The organism is Candidatus Manganitrophaceae bacterium (assembly GCA_012960925.1).
In the GTDB taxonomy this organism is placed as follows: Bacteria; Nitrospirota; Nitrospiria; order SBBL01; family JAADHI01; genus DUAG01.
The window spans coordinates 18725-32974 of the sequence record DUAG01000046.1; the positions used below are offsets into that span (position 1 = coordinate 18725).

Here is a 14250-nt window from a genome sequence, read left to right on the forward strand (position 1 = left end):
GAAGTCTTCGCCGGATCCGCCTGGATGCTCTTTAAAAAAGACCCGTCGAAGGTCGAGATCATCAACGACATCAACATCGACCTCTTCACCCTCTACCGGGTCATAAAGAACCCTCTCGATGAGTTCATTCGATATTACAGGTGGATCATCAATACCAGGGAGGAATTCAAAAGATTCCTGGCGAAAAGCCCGAAACCCTAATCGACGTCCAGCGGGTCGCCAGGTTCTACTATCTATTGAGATCCGGATACGGAGCCAAGCTCACCGGCCAGACATACAACGTCAACACCACCCGGGGGCCGAACATCAACCTCCTCAGAATAGAAGAAGAACTCTCCGCCGCCCACATGAGACTGAGCACTGCCTACATAGAGAACATGCCCTATGAGCGACTGATAAAAAGATTTGACAAAACGCACACCTTCTTCTATATAGATCCCCCATACTACGGCTACGAAAACGACTACGGGAAGGGCGTGTTCGAGAAGGAAGATTTCCCCCGATTAAACACCCTTTTAAGGGCCATTAAAGGCAAGTTTATAGTGTCCTTAAATGACACAAAAGAGACCCGAGACCTCTTCAAAGGCTTCAAAATAGAAAAAGCCACCACCACCTACAGCGTGGCCGCAAACAAGAAAAAGAAAGCCAACGAATTGTTGATTATGAATTGCTGACTTAAACGATAAAAAGGGAGACGTTTATGAGTTGCTGGCTTGCTCTAGAAACTAGGATGTTTTTTTATTAAACTCATTGGAAGTTCAACATGCCGCCTTCTGATTGGGTTAAGTCTATGGTAAGGTGGCCAATGCCTCCACCTCCTGGCCACCTTATTCCGTCGTCCTGGAGGATAAGGAATGGCTCTGGATAACCATTGAGATGGAAGCGCCCCGTAACTCTTATGGTTTTCTTATTTACAAATCGAATATTCAACACTTCGTTCCCCTTGGCATCCCGTACGATTAAGGAGTGCCTGTCTGGTTGCAGAGGATTAAAAGCATTTTCCTGACTTATCTGGAACTCGTTGTTTATAATCCGAGCTATATGACGGTTCTGAAAATCGACTACTTCAGTTTTGATCCTCATTAGATTGGCTTCGATGCCAATAGTCAGAAATGGCTTATTTTTATATAAAAGGACATGATTTTCTGAGTTGGCAGCAAGTACTCGTAAGTCATCGCCAAGGAGGAGTTGTATTGTGTTTTTGGGAACACCATCTGGCAATGGTGGTTCTGTTTCATTTGCTGGAACTAGAAAGCCTGAATACACAGGTCATTTTTCTTCAACCTCGTGTTTTATTAAATCATTTCTGATGAAAAGAGCAACAATACTAACAAGAAGAACTCCTGACAGCCACCCCCAGAACAAGGCATTGTGATGAGACTGCTTCGAATAATAAAAGTAGACTGACACTCCCGCGAAGAGAAAAAAGAAACCGACGGCTATATTCAACATCCAATCTGGAATCAATGATTGACCCAACAGGGATTGCTCCGGATATTTAGGAAAGGGTTCTTTCTCTAGGATTTTCGGTAGAGGTACCCCAAGCATTATAACTGAACTAGGCCTGTTGATAAACCCCCTCTAAAGGGGGTAATGTTCCACGAAAGGGAGCAATCTACGGGGGTCTCTCCGTGGAACACTTTTCTCAAACTCAATGTCCGGCTACAACACACAAAGACCTGGTTTTTTCTTGACACAATATCTTGTATGGAAATGTGAAAGGTCACAATGATCATTATTTGGGCAAAGCGTTGATCGTCCCGCATGATAGGGCAAAAGCGATGGTTCCTGGGGCGATGTTCACAGTTTATCCACAGTAAATGTGGATAAACAATTAAACATAAAAAGGAATCAATTAAGATATTTATATAAAAATATCAGATAGTTATAAATTTAAATGGACAAAAATTCCTCTCAACGCCCATTTTTGACCTTACTTTCTCAACAGCTCGATATAAATCAATGTGTTACAGCTTGAAAACGAGAAAGTCCTACGATTTATCCGATAATAATGGGAGGAAGGGTGGGGGAGAGCTGGTCTCCTCACCTGACGACGAGACTGTTTGTCACCGTCTGCGGTGACGGCCTGAGGTGTTTCCGTTTCGCCCCCGTTTCCCCTGCCTTTTTGTAAAAGTCGAAGGACGGGTATTTCGGGGAGATCGGCTGAGCGCGTGTGGTGCGGATGGGGCTGTTCGCTTTGTTGCAAGATGTTGAGCAGGGGGTGGTAAATGGCGAACTCTATGTTTTCCATTTGCTGTCCGGTTGTGGAGGATATCTTTCCGGTTATGGGAACCTCCTCGATGGGGCTTCCGTAAATGGAGAGAATTTCTTGACCCCCTCTGATGATTACGAATGTGAGGCCTTGCTTCTGTGTATGGAGGTATACGACCTAATAGATAGTTTGTAGACCGACGCATAATATGCTTGTTCACAAGATGACTCTCAATAGGCCTCCTTCCTGACATTCTATGACGGATAATATGTTCCCGGTCACGGAAGCCACCTTGGCGATGTCGAAGCGAAGGAAACGGTCGGACAAATGGTGTTGTAAACAAACCGGCAGTCCGGTCCACAGGACGACGGATGACATGCCTGTTTTTCAGATGACGTCTTCTTAGATGATCTAAAAAATGGTGGCGAATGGACCGCGGCCTAAACGCAAAGCGGTGGCCGTTAAAAAAATGGATATTGATATGGATGCTATGAAGCGCAAAGAATCCACGCATGGTCGTGCCATGCCAGAGAAATCCGCCCGATACGGGAACCCAAGTGTAGTATGGGGCAATGATATAAGGCGGAGGAGATAGATAGACCAGAGGTGGAACGACTACCGTACGCGGCGAGGCCGTCATTGCCTCGGCGTCGAGTTCAACGGGAATTGAAACGCCCGAGAGGACGGCCGCACTATCGAAGGCAAAAAGGGCTTCTTCGGGTGTGACCGCAATCCATCCCATTTGTGAGGCTGCGACCGCAAGTGTCCGAAGCCGCGATGTCAGCACAGGAGTCATGGCCGCGCTGTGTTCCCATTTTCCGAGGGGCGGCGCAACGCGAAGATCCGACAGGATTCGGGTCGCCTCTTCGTCTGTCAGATCCTTGCCCAGTCCCAGTTCCCGGGACAGGTGGACTGCAAACTTTCCCTGGGTGACAACATTCACATATGCGATACCCTGATCCGGGGGCAAGGCCTCCTGGACTTCAGCGTTGCGGTCAACAGGTATCGGGATACCCACCAGGGCGGCTGCAGAATCAAAGGCGTGGAGGGCCTGTTCAGGTGTCACCGAAATCCATCCCTTTTGCGGGGCCATGATGGTTGTCGCCCGAAGCCGGGAGGTGATCTCCGGAGTCATGGGCGCGTCGAGGTCCCAACCGCCGAAGGGTGGAATGATGGGGATATTTGACAGGATTCGGGCCGCTGCTTCAGGTGTCTGGCCCCCGCTGTAGCCGAGTTCTCTCACCAGAAGAACCGAAAATTCTCCTTGGGAGACAAGGGTTGTCGGAATGCCAGAGTTTTGCCCCGGCCCCTCTTCCATCACACGGGTCTCGGACGGTTCTTGTCTTGAAGATTGGGCTATAAAGACCCTCGTCTGAACCCCATCGGGTGCCGAATTTGGATTGTCGCTGAAAGTTGTGACTCCGGCTTCATCTTTCCATGTGTATACCGTCGAATCTGCAAGACCGGAGGTCAGCATAAAGATGGTGATCAATTGGACAGCAACCAACCCGAACCGGAGAGACAAACCCATTACACCCTCCCTGCAACCACCTGGAGAATAAAGAATACCCTAATTATCATAGTACAATCGTGTTTGATTTCCAACCGAGGGAGGGTCAGCCTTGATTCGACTATGAATCTGATAGTATATTTATCCGTCGAAGCAATAACAGCTTTCCTAATATCCTCAGCTTTGATATGCTGACCCTCCCCAATCATGAAGCTTTTAATCTGAACAACGCGTGTTTTAAAGGAATCTTTTATCAAAAGAAGAAGAGCGTGAATCAGGATGCTCACTAAAACCGAGATGCTTTCTTATGGGGTGCGCGCTTTGCGGTCACCTCACCCTGAAATAAGGAAACTCAAGCGGCATTACCCCTCATCTGTGCATGGAAATAAAATCTGGGCCTCCAGTTGGTTGCTGATGGATTATTTCAAGCGTAGGGGATTGGCTCAAGGCGCGCGCGTGATGGAGCTGGGCTGTGGATGGGGTTTGACGGGGATATATTGTGCCAAAAACCATGGCGCGATTGTCACGGGAGTCGATACGGACCCGGATGTTTTTCCTTATTTACAAATGCATGCGGATCTGAATAAAGTGAAGATCACGACCCTAATAAAACCGTTTGAAAAGCTGAAGACGGAAGAACTCATGAATGTCGATGTCTTGATCGGCGCAGATATCTGTTTTTGGAAAAGTATGGTTGATGCGCTAACAAAATCACTTCGGCGCGCGATTAGGTCAGAGGTTCCCCTGATACTGATTGCCGATCCCGGACGAGAACCCTTTGAAAAAATGGGCGAGACCTTTATCAAAAGTCAAAAAGGAGAAGTGTTGGATTGGAGCGTAAAGCGTCCGCGGGAGATACAGGGACAAATTCTAAAGATCGGAAAGTGGGAAAGGAGGTCAGATAAATGAGCAAAGCCCTGCGTCATCATCGATCTTCCTACTGGAGGAAAAATCTCCAGTACCTGAGTATCTTGTTGACGATCTGGTTCGTCGTGGCTTACGGCTTCGGCATTCTTTTTGTTGATGACCTGGATACGATTCGAATCGGGGGCTTTCAACTCGGTTTCTGGTTTGCGCAACAGGGGGCCATTTATGTCTTTGTCTTCTTGATTTTTGTGTATGTCCGGCTGATGAAGCGTCTCGACAAGGCATACGCTCTTGGCGAGAGGGACGCTAAGGCCTCATGAGTGTTCAAGTCTGGACCTACATCATGGTGGGGACTTCCTTCGCCCTGTACATCGGCATTGCCATCTGGGCCAGGGCGAAGTCCAGAAGTGATTTCTACGTGGCCGGAAGTGATGTGCCGCCGGTCATCAACGGCATGGCCACTGCTGCGGATTGGATGAGTGCCGCCTCTTTTATCTCGATGGCCGGTTTGATTTCATTTATGGGACGGGTCGGTCTATCTGATGGGTTGGACGGGGGGATATGTCTTGCTCGCCCTTTTACTCGCCCCCTACCTTCGCAAGTTTGGAAAATTTACGGTCCCCGATTTTGTCGGAGACCGTTATTATTCGCAGACGGCCCGGTTTGTCGCCATCATTTGTGCCATCTTTATTTCTTTCACCTATGTGGCCGGACAGATGCGCGGCGTCGGCATTGTCTTTTCGAGATTTTTAAACGTGAATATTACCGCGGGCGTCCTGATCGGAATGGGTATCGTTTTCTTCTACGCCGTCCTGGGCGGCATGAAAGGGATCACCTATACACAGGTCGCACAATATTGTGTCCTGATCTTTGCCTATCTTGTGCCCGCTATTTTTATTTCCCTCATGATGACCGGCCATGTGATCCCTCAGTTTGGGTTTGGCGGAACCCTTGCGGATGGCTCCGGGGTTTATCTGCTGGACCGCCTCAACGGCTTGAGTCAGGAACTCGGGTTTCTAACTTACACCGAGGGGCACAAATCCACGATTGATATTTTTTTCATCACAGCGGCCCTCATGGCCGGCACCGCCGGGTTGCCTCATGTCATCGTCCGATTCTACACCGTCCCCAAGGTTGCCGCGGCACGTAGCTCGGCAGGGTGGGCCTTGCTCTTCATTGCCCTCCTGTATACCACGGCGCCCGCGGTTGCCGCCTTTGCGCGTGTAAACTTGCTGACGACGATTTCGGATGCAGAATACAAGGAAGTTCCGGAATGGTTCAAAAACTGGGAAAAGACGGGCCTGATCAAATTTGAAGACAAGAACAATGACGGACGGATTCAATACCGTGGGCCGAATTCGGACATCGAAAATGAACTGACCATTGATCGTGACATCATGGTGCTTGCAAACCCGGAAATTGCCCGACTTCCCAACTGGGTGATCGGCCTGGTTGCCGCGGGCGGCCTCGCGGCAGCGCTTTCAACGGCGGCAGGTCTGCTCCTTGTTATCTCCACATCCATTGCACACGACCTCCTCAAAAAAGGACTGATGCCCGACATCGATCCTAAAAAAGAGTTGCTGGCGGCGCGAATCTCGGCGGGGTTCGCTGTTTGTATTGCAGGTTATTTTGGTCTCCATCCGCCCGGTTTTGTGGCCCAGGTGGTTGCCTTCGCCTTTGGATTGGCGGCGGCCTCCTTCTTTCCCGCAATCATCATGGGGATCTTTTCGAAAAGGATGAACAAGTACGGCGCGATCAGCGGGATGATCTCCGGTCTGGTCTTCACGGCGTCTTACATCATATATTTTAAATTTATGCATCCGGAGCTGAATACACCAACTTACTGGTGGTTCGGCATCTCACCCGAAGGCATCGGCACCGTCGGCATGATGTTGAACTTTCTTGTCGCGAATATCATCTCCTCCAAAACCGCACCTCCTCCGCCTGAGATCCAGGATCTCGTCGAGCGGATACGAATCCCGGAATAAATATAAGGGATTTTTCCTTGGGATAGAAACTCAGGAAAAACAGACCCACAATGTCCAGAGAGAAAAAGGTTTCGGAATACAGGGTAGACGCGGGCCGACTCTGCCTGTTTCGAGATATCCCGAATTTTGCTTTTTATGGTTAAAAATTAAATTTATGCCCGTTAAGATGGGGTTCTCTTCAGGGAGCCTCCATGGGGAAATTGAAACCTTTTTTAAATACGAGTAAAGAGCCAGTTTCAAAATCCATCCCACTCCTGACCCAACATCGTCTGGCCTATCTCTCGGTATTTTCGATCGTGGTTGTTGGTTTCTTATTGTCATCGATCGCTTTTTTAGTTATTCAAAGCCATTAGACGGAGTGGATCAGCGAGGAATTTCACCGTGTCTCCGAAGCGCGGATGTCCCTTATTAAAGAGGCATTTGGCCACTCTATAGAGTCCGTCGAATCCCTCAAGGCCTTCTATGCAGCTTCTCAAGAGGTTACGAGGGAGGAGTTCAGCATTTTTTCTAAAAACATGTTATTGGATCATGAGAATATTCAGGCGCTCGAATAGATTCCCCTTGTCACCGCGGACAAACGAAAAGACTTCGAAACAGAGGCGAAAGAGATCTTTCCTGATTTTAAATTTTGGGAATTGGGAGTGGATGGAAAAATTTCTGAGGAGAGAGAAAAAGATCACTATTTCCCAGTCTATTATGTCGAACCCTACCGGGGGAACGAAGCAGTCTTAGGTTTTGATTTTGCATCGGATCAAGAAAGAGGAGAAACTTTGGAGAGATCATGGAAGTCTGGTGAGGTCAGGTCAAGTGGACTGATCCGGCTTGTGCAGGAAAAAGGGCATAAGAAGGCGATCCTGATCGTCGCCCCCGTCTATCAAAAAGGCATCTCCATTGAAACTGTGGCAGACCGAAAAGAGAATTTACGGGGCTTTGTCCTTTCTGCACATCGAGTCGGAGCCATGGTGGAGGGAGCACTCGACCTTCTCCCTCAGGTGCCCTTAGAGATCCGGGTTGAGGATATGACGACCACCTCGGAGGGGGATTTCAATCAGGTTTAGCCCTTCAATAGTTCTGAAAGTGACCAAGGCCAAGTCCAGGGAGGCCGGGAAAGGCCTGACCTGAGCTCTGAAAAGCGCTTCTCAGTCGCGGGCCGTGAGTGGCGGATTGTTTCTAAGGGAACCTCAGCTGATTTTAGCAAGAGGCTGAAATGGGGGGAAATGGCATTTTCCGTCGGTATATCTTTCTTTACCGTCTTCCTTGTGTCCTACTTGCACTTTGTAACCCGAAAAAAAGAAGAACTGACACAGGCTTCTGTTTTTTTGCAGGCTGAGATCAACGAACGGAAAGAGACGGAAACACGGCTTACTTTTGCCCTTGATGCAAGTATTAGCGGGGCATGGGATTGGAACGTTGTTACCGGAGAAGTTGTTTTCAGCCCGAGGTGGTTCCAAATGCTTGAATATGAACCGGATGAGCTTGAGATGAATATCAGCACATGGGGACAGCTTATGCATCCGGATGACAAGACAGTGGCACATGAAAAACTGGAGGACCACCTGGAAGGAAAAACCGACCTGTACGAATGCCAATTGAGGCTTCATGCAAAATCAGGTCGATATCTCTGGAGTTCTTATCGTGGGAAAGTGATTGCCCGGGATCCTGAGGGGAAACCGCTTAGAATGGTCTGCATCGATACCGATATTTCTATGAGAAAAGAGAAAGAGGATATTCATCGTGCCTCTGAGGAAAGATACCAGACCATCTTTAACGCCTCCCATGATGCCATTTTTTGATTGATCCAGAACAAGATGAGATCCTTGAGGTCAATTCCGTTGCTTGTAAAATGCTCGGGTTTACCCGGGAGCAACTGTTGTCCCTGCGTTGCTCAGATATCCATCCGAACGATATTGATGAATTAAAAACACTCACCAGGTCTGTCCTTGAAAAGGGAGGCGGATTAAGTGACGAGTTCCACTGTCGAACCAAGGAGGGCTCTTTCATCCCGGTAGAGATTTCTGCCGCCTCGATCATCATGAAGGGAAGGGCCTGCATCATGGCAGTGGTTCGGGACATCACGGAACGGAAAAAGTCAGAAGAAAGTTCGCGACTGGCCGGCATCGTGTTTAGAAGTGCGGCCGAAGCGATTATGATCACCGACGCCGACGAAAAGATCATCTCAATCAATCCCGCCTTCATAGAGATCACCGGTTTTTCGGAAGAAGAGATTGTTGGACAGACTCCCAGAATGTTCCATTCCGGCAGGCATGACAGGGCATTTTATCAGGAGTTGTGGAACATTCTCATTGCCACAGGTCAGTGGAAGGGAGAAATCTGGGACAAAAAAAAGGACGGAACGATCTACCCGAAATGGCTCTCGATTATTGCTGTCAGGAACAAGACGGGCGAAATTGGCCAATACATCAGCCTCTTTAGTGATATTACAGAACGGAAGGAAATGGAGCAACAGATTTTTCAGAACCAGAAACTCGAAAACATCGGCCAACTGGCCGGTGGAGTCGCCCATGAATTCAACAATCTGATGACACCCATTATTGGATATGTCGATATTGTTTTGGAGCAGACTTCCCATCAGCCGGAGATTCAGGAGTCGCTCCTCATGATTAAGAAGGCGGGGCGGCGTGCCTCCGCACTGACGAAAGAGCTTCTATCCTTTAGTAAAAAAACCAGGTCAACCTCCAGACGCAAGCCCTCTTCACTCTTGCAGAAGAGGTAAGGAATCTGCTCCAGCAGACCATAGATCGCCGAATCAAGCTTACCCTGGAGTCCGTGGATCGTTCATGGCTTGTTCTAATTGACTCAGACTAAATACATCAGGTCATCATGAACCTTTGTATTAATGCGCGAGACGCCTTGGAAGAGAAGCTGAGCGAGGAGCGGGATTGGCAACCTGAAATCAAAATAAAGATAAGAAATGTTTGTCTTGATGCGACCTTTTGCAAATCTCACCTCGAGGCAAAAGCCGGTGATTATGTTTGTATGGCTGTTTTCGATAATGGGTCGGGTATCGATGAAATGAATGTGCCTCACCTCTTTGAACCCTTCTTCACAACCAAGGAGATCGGCTCTGGAACAGGTCTGGGTTTAGCCTCAACGTATGGAACCATAAAAAGGCATGAAGGGTGGATCGATCTGGAAACAACCAAAGGTGAAGGGACGACCTTTAAAGTTTATCTCCCTCGGACAAAAAGTTCTGTCGTGGCGGCGGTTGTAACGAGGACAGATAAACCGCTTGCCTACGGTACTGAGACCATCATGATTGTTGATGACGATGAGTTGATTCGAGAGCTGGGAAAAGTGGTCTTGGAGAGACGTGGATATACCGTACTGCTCGCCAAAGATGGAAACCAGGCACTGAGGATTTTCAGTCGGGAACAAGGACAGATCCCGGTTGTTGTCCTCGATTTGAGCATACCCCACCAGTCAGGATGGGAGGTACTCCGACGATTGCGTCAGATCAATCCTGAATCGAAGGTGATCATCTCCAGCGGCCATGATATTTCCGATCAAGCGAGTAAACCCAAAGACCTGAGGCCGTTCAAAGCCCTCCCAAAACCTTTCAGTCCCAAAGACATGGAGAAAACGATTCGAGAAGTCCTGGACCAAGGCTAGTGTTGTGTTTGTTCTCACATTTCGGACAACCGAGGGGTGCTATCATTTAGCTTATCATCCTGAAAGAGACTCCCTCGTGTCTAGGGCAAAAGAACCCCTTGGCTGGGTAAGGTGGCCGCGTATGCCCGCTCGGCTTCGGGGAGCCAAAGTTGGATTTGCTTGATCCGGTGGGCATCACTGGGGTGGGTTGAAAGGAATTTAGGGGCTTTTTTCTTGTCGAGCTTTGACATGCGTTTCCAGAAAAGGGCCGCTTCCTTTGGGTCATACCCGGCCTTCGCCATCAGCATGAGACCGATGCGGTCGGCCTCCAATTCCTGTCTTCGGTTGAAGGGGAGGAGGACGCCCACTTGAGCGCCGGCACCATACGCGGATTTAATGGCCTTCATCTTACTTGAACCGGTTCCCTTTCCTCCCAGGCTTGCTTCCAGCGCCGCCATCCCGAGCTGGGTCAGCAGGCCGGTGGTCATTCGTTCACCCCCATGCCGTGCGATCGCGTGAGCAATCTCGTGGGCCAGGACGGTGGCCAGCCCGGTCTCGTTGTTGGTGAGCGGGAGAATCCCGGTGTAGACTGCGACCTTTCCTCCAGGCAGGGCAAAGGCATTGACCAACTTGTCGTCTTCGATTAGCTTGAACTCCCATTGATAGTCGGGCCGATTCGCCACTGCGGCAATACGTTCCCCCACACGCCGGACCAAGGCAATATTGTCCGGGTCTTCGGAGAGCTTTGCTTTTTCGAGGATCTGCTTGTAGGCCTTCAGTCCCATGGAGATCTCTTCCGATTCTGGAATCAGGATGAACTGGGATCGCTGCGTGACCGGCGTTGTCCGGCAGGAGAGGAGCAAGGCGAAAGGGAGGAGGGAAACGGCGATTGTTTTGTAAATATGGCTGCACAGATTCATTATCGGATCATCATAGCACAAACAACGAAGAGAGCCTCAAAGACAGAGCTGCTTCAATTTTTCTATTTTATCCCAGGTAAGTTTCGGATAAAAGTCCCCTTGTGCCTTTGAGAGTGTGATGTGAGATTTGAGGAGGACGAGGTCTTTTGGCCGGTCGATGTCGTACCAGAAGGGAAGCAGATGGCAAGGGGTTTTTTGTTTTTCCAACATTTTGAGTGTCTTTGTCAGAACCTCATCTGTTCCCCAACGGACGCCGTTGAAGAGGCCGGGTAGGGGGGCCGTTCCCCCGATCAAATAATATCCCCCGTCTAGACTCGGCCCGATGACCCAGGGATGTGTGTCGAGCCGGTCAAGGCCTTCCCGGATAAATTGCTTCGGTAAGGTTGGAGTATCGCTTCCAATCAGAAGGACCTTCTCAAAGCCCTTTGAAAATCCCCATTCCAGGGCATGGTTCATCCGTTCTCCGAGGTGTTTCCCTTCCTGTTGGACGAAAAGAAGAGTGTGTTCCATTCCGCATTGGCGAAAAAATGGATGTTCCGGGCTTGGAGTGCAGGCTAACGCGTGTTGGAGGGGAAGACGTTCTGTGTTTACAAGCGTGTCGAGAATAAAGGCCTCATGCAGGGTCGCGGCTTGCTCCGGGGATAGAAAGGGGAGGAGCCGTGTTTTGACCTGGCCGGGCTCCGGGGCCTTGGCAAATATGATCAGAAGGTTTTTCATGGGTTAACGGCGATATTACCACGCAGGGCCATCGTTTGAAAGATTGTCTGCATTGAAGTAGAATGGCCACCGGTAGAAATTTATTATGAGCGTGAAGGTGTATGTCTCGGAATAAAAGAAAGGTTATCATTATCGGCGGCGGAATTACGGGTCTCTCTACCGCTTACTTTCTCCAGGAGAAAGCAAGAGAGGCGGATTCCCCAGTCGATATCACCTTAATCGAGGGTGAAAAACGCCTTGGTGGGAAGATCCTTACCGAGCGAGTTGATGATTTCATCATCGAAGGGGGACCTGATTCTTTTATTACGCAGAAGCCGGGTGCCCTGGATCTTTGCCGTAGACTGGGCATGACCGATCACCTGGTCCGGACCTGTACGGTTGAGAAGTCGGTCTACATCCTTTCCGGCGGAAAACTGATGCCGCTTCCGGAAGGCTTTAATCTGATGGTTCCGGGCCGTTTGACGCCCTTTCTTTTCAGTCCCCTGGTATCTCCGTACGGGAAGGTTCGGATGGGGTTCGACCTTCTGATTCCAAGGAAGGATTCCCCTGAAGATGAATCGATAGCCTCCTTTGTCCGGCGGCGTCTGGGGGAGGAGGCCCTTCAGAAATTTGCTGAGCCGATTCTAGCGGGCATTTTTGCCGGTGACGCGGAAAAATTGAGTTTGACCGCGACCTTTCCTCAATTTGCTTCCTTGGAGAAAAGCAGCGGGAGCCTGATCTGGGGAATGTGGATGAGGCGATGGGATACGGCCAAGCAGGGGGGGGCGAAGCCGGAATGGACGCTCTTTGTCACGCTACGGGAGGGTCTCTCCAGCCTCGTGGAGGCTGTTCGCGGAAAGCTGGAGGGGGTCAGGCTGATTTCCGGTGAGAAGGTCTGTGCTGTTATCCCACAAAAAGAGGGCTATGCGGTCTCCCTCGAAAATGAGACATACACAGCTGACGTTGTGGTCGTCACGACAAAAACGGGCACGGCGGCGGGGTGGATTGAGGGATGGGACCCTTCGCTTTCTGGCTTTCTTAGAGAGATTAAATATGTTTCGACAGCGACTGTGTCGCTCGGCTTCCGAAGGGAAGATGTGCCCCATCCCCTGAACGGTTTTGGTTTTGTCGTTCCGCGGAGGGAAAGACGGAAGATTATTGCTACAACCTGGAGTTCCACAAAGTTTCCGGGCCGTGCCCCTGCGGGGCATGTTCTCATACGCGCCTTCATCGGAGGCGCGCATCACGAAGACCTTATCGACCGGGATGATGCTGGACTGATTGCCCTGGTCCGGAAAGAACTTGAGTCGATTCTGGGGATTCAGGCCGAACCCGTGGTGGCGAAGGCCTTCCGATGGATCAAGGCAAATCCGCAATACAATCTCGGTCATCTTGATCGTGTTGCCAGGATTGAGAAAGAAACCCAAAAACATCCCGGTTTTTTCTTGGCTGGGGCCGCTTATCGGGGTGTTGGAATTCCGGATTGTATTCGGCAGGGGATGGAGACGGCGGAGAAGATTGTCCAGTATGGGTCAGCCTTGTAAGGCCGACCCATCTGGTTTTGAAGCCTCGGTTGTTACGGCGATAATTTTCTTTACTGGTAAGCGTTCAGCGTACCAGATTATTCTACCTTAGGTGTGCCTTCAATATACTGGAACCCGAAATATCCGGATTGCCCTTGCCCAGCTTCAACGCTGTTGCGAAGGACTTTGTCGCGGGGCCGTGCATTCTCATTTTATCCAGGGACAGGGCGAGATTGTAGTGGGCCTCGGCCAGCTTAGGATCGGCATCTATAGCGCCACGGAAGTGATTGGCCGCTTTTTTCCAATGTTCTTTGTTGTAATGTTTAATCCCCTCTGCGTTATGTCCCTCGTCGCCCGCGCCCGCCGGAGACGCCAGGGCTGGAGAGGTTTTTGCGTGGGCCTGATCAAGGCCTGCTGAGAGCAGTACAAGGAATATTGCAACGGCTGCCGCTGCACTAACTCCGAAAAAAGATTTTATTTTCATTCTTGATCTCCTCTAGGTTAATAAGGTCTTCCGATTTTTGTTTCTCTGCTGCTTTGCTGCGTGTGAAATTGTTCTCTACTTCTTCTTACCCCGAAGTCGGTGAAATGCGCTTCCGATATTGTCCTTTGTCAGCGTTCCGCCAAAGACCCGTTCCTTAATGATTCCATTCGGGTCAATGAAGAAGCTGACCGAGAGGCTGACGACTTGATGGCGCAATACAATCTCGACTTTTCGATCAAGAAGAATCGGGAAGGTGAGGCCCATTTTTTGACCAGCAAAGCGGCCTTTTCCGGCTTCTCACCAAATTTGACACCCAGGACGACGAAGTCCTTATCTTTGTATTCCTCGTAGGGTGCCTGTATTTCCAGAATTTCCTCCTGACAAGGTTTACACCAAGTCGCCCAAAAGTTCAAGAGGACAAGCTTTTCTTCCATCGGGTTG

The 14250-nt window shown here is 49.8% G+C and carries 15 protein-coding genes and 1 pseudogene; 10 read left to right on the top strand and 6 right to left on the bottom strand.

The annotated features are described in order from the left end of the window. Positions 1-24 precede the first annotated feature (24 nt). Entirely contained in the window at positions 25-201 is a 177-nt protein-coding gene (locus EYQ01_06875; GenBank protein ID HIE65520.1) for a hypothetical protein, read from the top strand. Next, positions 132-674, top strand: a complete 543-nt coding sequence (locus tag EYQ01_06880) for a hypothetical protein (GenBank protein HIE65521.1) — start codon at positions 132-134, stop codon at positions 672-674. Before EYQ01_06875 ends, EYQ01_06880 begins: the two co-directional genes overlap by 70 nt. 73 nt (positions 675-747) lie before the next feature. On the opposite strand, the gene EYQ01_06885 is transcribed toward EYQ01_06880, so the two are convergent. After that, positions 748-1266 (bottom strand): hypothetical protein, encoded by a 519-nt coding sequence (locus EYQ01_06885; GenBank protein ID HIE65522.1) that lies wholly within the window; start codon positions 1264-1266, stop codon positions 748-750. Positions 1267-2066: 800 nt separating this feature from the next. Then, entirely contained in the window at positions 2067-3743 is a 1677-nt protein-coding gene (locus tag EYQ01_06890) for a DUF4124 domain-containing protein (GenBank protein ID HIE65523.1), read from the bottom strand. A 258-nt stretch (positions 3744-4001) separates the two neighbouring features. On the opposite strand from EYQ01_06890, the gene EYQ01_06895 reads away from it, so the two are divergent. The 7 genes and pseudogenes from EYQ01_06895 to EYQ01_06925 all read left to right on the top strand — a co-directional run bounded on the left by EYQ01_06895 (position 4002) and on the right by EYQ01_06925 (position 10207). After that, positions 4002-4631, top strand: coding sequence for a methyltransferase domain-containing protein (locus tag EYQ01_06895; protein ID HIE65524.1), 630 nt, complete (start codon positions 4002-4004; stop codon positions 4629-4631). Next, on the top strand, positions 4628-4909 hold the full coding sequence (locus tag EYQ01_06900; GenBank protein ID HIE65525.1) for a DUF4212 domain-containing protein: 282 nt from the start codon (positions 4628-4630) through the stop codon (positions 4907-4909). The genes EYQ01_06895 and EYQ01_06900 overlap by 4 nt, the downstream gene beginning before the upstream one ends. Continuing rightward, positions 4906-6577 (top strand): annotated as a pseudogene (locus EYQ01_06905) (cation acetate symporter). Before EYQ01_06900 ends, EYQ01_06905 begins: the two are co-directional and overlap by 4 nt. Positions 6578-7131: 554 nt before the next feature. Further along, positions 7132-7635 (top strand): hypothetical protein, encoded by a 504-nt coding sequence (locus EYQ01_06910; protein ID HIE65526.1) that lies wholly within the window; start codon positions 7132-7134, stop codon positions 7633-7635. Between the two features lie 159 nt (positions 7636-7794). Beyond that, positions 7795-8370, top strand: coding sequence for a PAS domain S-box protein (locus EYQ01_06915; protein HIE65527.1), 576 nt, complete (start codon positions 7795-7797; stop codon positions 8368-8370). Beyond that, positions 8367-9311: a PAS domain-containing hybrid sensor histidine kinase/response regulator gene (locus tag EYQ01_06920; GenBank protein HIE65528.1), complete on the top strand. Its 945-nt coding sequence runs from the start codon at positions 8367-8369 to the stop codon at positions 9309-9311. Before EYQ01_06915 ends, EYQ01_06920 begins: the two co-directional genes overlap by 4 nt. Before the next feature lie 107 nt (positions 9312-9418). Next, positions 9419-10207: a response regulator gene (locus EYQ01_06925; GenBank protein HIE65529.1), complete on the top strand. Its 789-nt coding sequence runs from the start codon at positions 9419-9421 to the stop codon at positions 10205-10207. 80 nt (positions 10208-10287) lie between these two features. On the opposite strand, the gene EYQ01_06930 is transcribed toward EYQ01_06925, so the two are convergent. Further along, positions 10288-11106 carry a M48 family peptidase gene (locus EYQ01_06930; GenBank protein ID HIE65530.1) on the bottom strand — a complete coding sequence of 273 codons (819 nt, stop codon included), beginning with the start codon at positions 11104-11106 and terminating at the stop codon, positions 10288-10290. Positions 11107-11142: 36 nt separating this feature from the next. Next, positions 11143-11823 (bottom strand): glycosyltransferase, encoded by a 681-nt coding sequence (locus tag EYQ01_06935; protein HIE65531.1) that lies wholly within the window; start codon positions 11821-11823, stop codon positions 11143-11145. Between the two features lie 101 nt (positions 11824-11924). Between EYQ01_06935 and hemG the strand changes: the two genes are divergently transcribed. Then, positions 11925-13346 (top strand): protoporphyrinogen oxidase, encoded by a 1422-nt coding sequence (gene hemG, locus EYQ01_06940; protein HIE65532.1) that lies wholly within the window; start codon positions 11925-11927, stop codon positions 13344-13346. Between the two features lie 82 nt (positions 13347-13428). Here the strand turns inward: hemG and EYQ01_06945 are convergent, their stop codons facing one another. Beyond that, positions 13429-13809 carry a hypothetical protein gene (locus EYQ01_06945; GenBank protein ID HIE65533.1) on the bottom strand — a complete coding sequence of 127 codons (381 nt, stop codon included), beginning with the start codon at positions 13807-13809 and terminating at the stop codon, positions 13429-13431. Positions 13810-13937: 128 nt separating this feature from the next. Continuing rightward, complete coding sequence (locus tag EYQ01_06950; GenBank protein HIE65534.1) at positions 13938-14243, bottom strand: TlpA family protein disulfide reductase; 306 nt, start codon at positions 14241-14243, stop codon at positions 13938-13940. Positions 14244-14250: the final 7 nt, after the last annotated feature.